The following is a 2,304-nucleotide window of genomic DNA, read 5'->3' on the forward strand; positions in this document are numbered from 1 at the left end:
GGGTCTGGTTGCTCGCGGGCTGATTTTCGGCGCCGACAAGGGCCTCTTCGCGAGCAAGCCCGCTCCCACAATTTGACCGAGTACTTCCTTGGAATGCGGTCAAAATGTGGGAGCGGGCTTGCTCGCGAAGGCGGCAGTACAAACAACACAGAACCCAAGCCTGATACCATGCGCGCCTACACCCCTGCCGTGACGACGCCAGCCAATGCCCAGCGCTTCCCAACCCTCTTTGAACACCGTGCTAACGCACTTCCACAGCCTGATCGTGCCGCTCTGGCAAGGCCCGGGCTGGAATGCCGACCTGGCATTGCCCTATGAGGCGCTGGACGCCGATCATCAGCCACTGCCCCCGCAACGCTACCGTGCCATGGCCTGCGCCCGGCAGTTGTATCTGTTTGCCAGCCTGATCGGCGTGCCCGGCGCGGCCTTTGCTGAAGAACGCGCAGCGGCACTGTTTCGCTCCCTGCAACGGCACTTCCACGACGCCGAGCACGGCGGCTGGTTCTACAGCATCGACCCGTCCGGCCAGCCGCTGGACAAGCGCAAAGACCTCTACACCCACGCCTTCATCATCTTTGCCTGCGCCCATTACTGGGCCAAGGTGCGTGAGCCATTGGTGGAGTCGGTGCTCAACGCCGCCCTGGAAGTGGTCGCCGAGCGCTTCTCCACAGGCGACGGCCTGTACGAAGCCGTGCTGGAACGCAACTGGTCATCGCTCAAGTCCGGCCCACTGCAAAACCCGCTGATGCACCTGGCCGAAGGTTTCCTCGCCACCCTCGCGGTGCGTGAGGATGCCAACGTGCAAGCCGCCCTGCTGGCGTTGGCGACGGCCATGCAGCAGCGCTTCATCGACCGCCAGCACGGCGTAATGATGGAAAAACCGCTGGGTGCTGTGGATAACTGGTTTGAACCGGGGCACCAGTTCGAATGGTTCTTCTTGCTGGAGTCTTCGGATGTGCTGCGCGGTACGCCGCTGCATGCGTCCCTGACCCGGGCGTTCGCCTACGCAGAACTCAAGGGTGTGGATAACCTCAGCGGTGCGGTCAGTGGCATGTTGGCGCTGAACGGTACGGTGCGTGACGGCACCCAGCGTATCTGGGCCCAGGCCGAGTACCTGCGGGCACTGACTTTGCGCCCCAACAGCGAAGCCGTGCTGCAACGCCAATTGCTGGCGCTGCAACAGCACTTCCTGCATGCAAAAGGCTGGAATGAATGCCTGGATGCCCAGGGCGCCGTGAGCCGACGGGACATGCCGTCGACCACGCCGTATCACTTGGCAACCTGTTACCAGGGCCTTATGCAATCCACTTGCGATCTCCGGTAAAGCTGATCGTCAGCCAACGCGCTGCATCCGGCGCACCGAGCCCTGTGGATATCTCTTCGCGTAGCCCGTCGAGGGTCGCGACGTTATCCACCGGGTAATCCGCCGGCAACACCACATGAATCTCGATAAACCGCGCCCGCCCGTGCTTTTGCACGTACGACACGTAGTCGTCGAAACCATGCTTGGCCTGCGCCGCTTCCATCACCTCGCGCACTGTGTCGTCCAACTGGTCCGGCGCGATCCCCAGCACCTCGCGCAAGGCCGGGCGCAGGATCTTGAACGCCGGCGCCAGCATGCTCAGGGCCAGCAGGATCAGGATCAATGGGTCGACATACACCGCCCACTCGCCATAGCCCTGGGACTTGAGCAACAGCGCCGCCAGGAAGCTGATCAGCAAGCCTACCGACAGCATCGCGTCCACCAGCCAGCTGATGTTGTCGAACTGGATCAGCGATGATTTCAACTGGCGATTGCGATAACGCACGTAGAAGAAATAGGCGAACTCGACGACGGTAAACACCGCCGCGTAGATGATCACCAACCCCAACTCGATCTCACGGCCGCCATTGATAATGCCGAACACGCCATTGAGGAACGCATAGATGGCGATCAGCAACAGGAAACTGCCTTCGATCAGCAGCACCATGGGCTCCAGGTGCCAATAGCCGAACTGGAAACGGTCGTTGCTTTTCTTGGCGATCAGCTTGGCCGTGATCAGCATCAACACCTTGATGGCGGTGGCGATCAACGAGAAAAAGCCGTCGAACAGAATGGATTGGGCGCCAGAAATCACACCCGTGACAATCCCGGCGATCGCGACGGCGAACATCAGGATGGTCGATTGTTTGAGCAGTGCCTGCTCACCTCGGTTACTCACATTTCCTCCCGTTAAAACCTTTAATCCGCACAGTGCGGAGGGGTTTTCAGGAGATGAGTGTACCTTATGACCTGTTTTGGCTGATTGTGGCGAGGGAGCTTGC

General features: G+C 60.5%; 2 protein-coding genes. One reads left to right on the top strand and one right to left on the bottom strand.

All coding sequences use genetic code 11. The annotated features are described in order from the left end of the window. Positions 1 to 205 precede the first annotated feature (205 nt). Positions 206 to 1,324, top strand: a complete 1,119-nt coding sequence (locus tag HX812_RS31845; RefSeq protein WP_038851225.1) for an AGE family epimerase/isomerase — start codon at positions 206 to 208, stop codon at positions 1,322 to 1,324. On the opposite strand, the gene HX812_RS31850 is transcribed toward HX812_RS31845, so the two are convergent. Beyond that, positions 1,296 to 2,201 (bottom strand): cation diffusion facilitator family transporter, encoded by a 906-nt coding sequence (locus tag HX812_RS31850; protein ID WP_038851227.1) that lies wholly within the window; start codon positions 2,199 to 2,201, stop codon positions 1,296 to 1,298. The two genes, HX812_RS31845 and HX812_RS31850, sit on opposite strands and share 29 nt — an antisense overlap. Between the last annotated feature and the right edge of the window lie 103 nt (positions 2,202 to 2,304).

The organism is Pseudomonas sp. IPO3749 (assembly GCF_013386605.1).
Classification (GTDB): Bacteria; Pseudomonadota; Gammaproteobacteria; order Pseudomonadales; family Pseudomonadaceae; genus Aquipseudomonas; species Aquipseudomonas azotoformans_A.

Excerpts from the sequence above, each read along its gene's own strand:
- HX812_RS31845 (WP_038851225.1), top strand. The coding sequence starts at position 206 with ATGCCCAGCGCTTCCCAACCCTCTTTGAACACCGTGCTAACGCACTTC.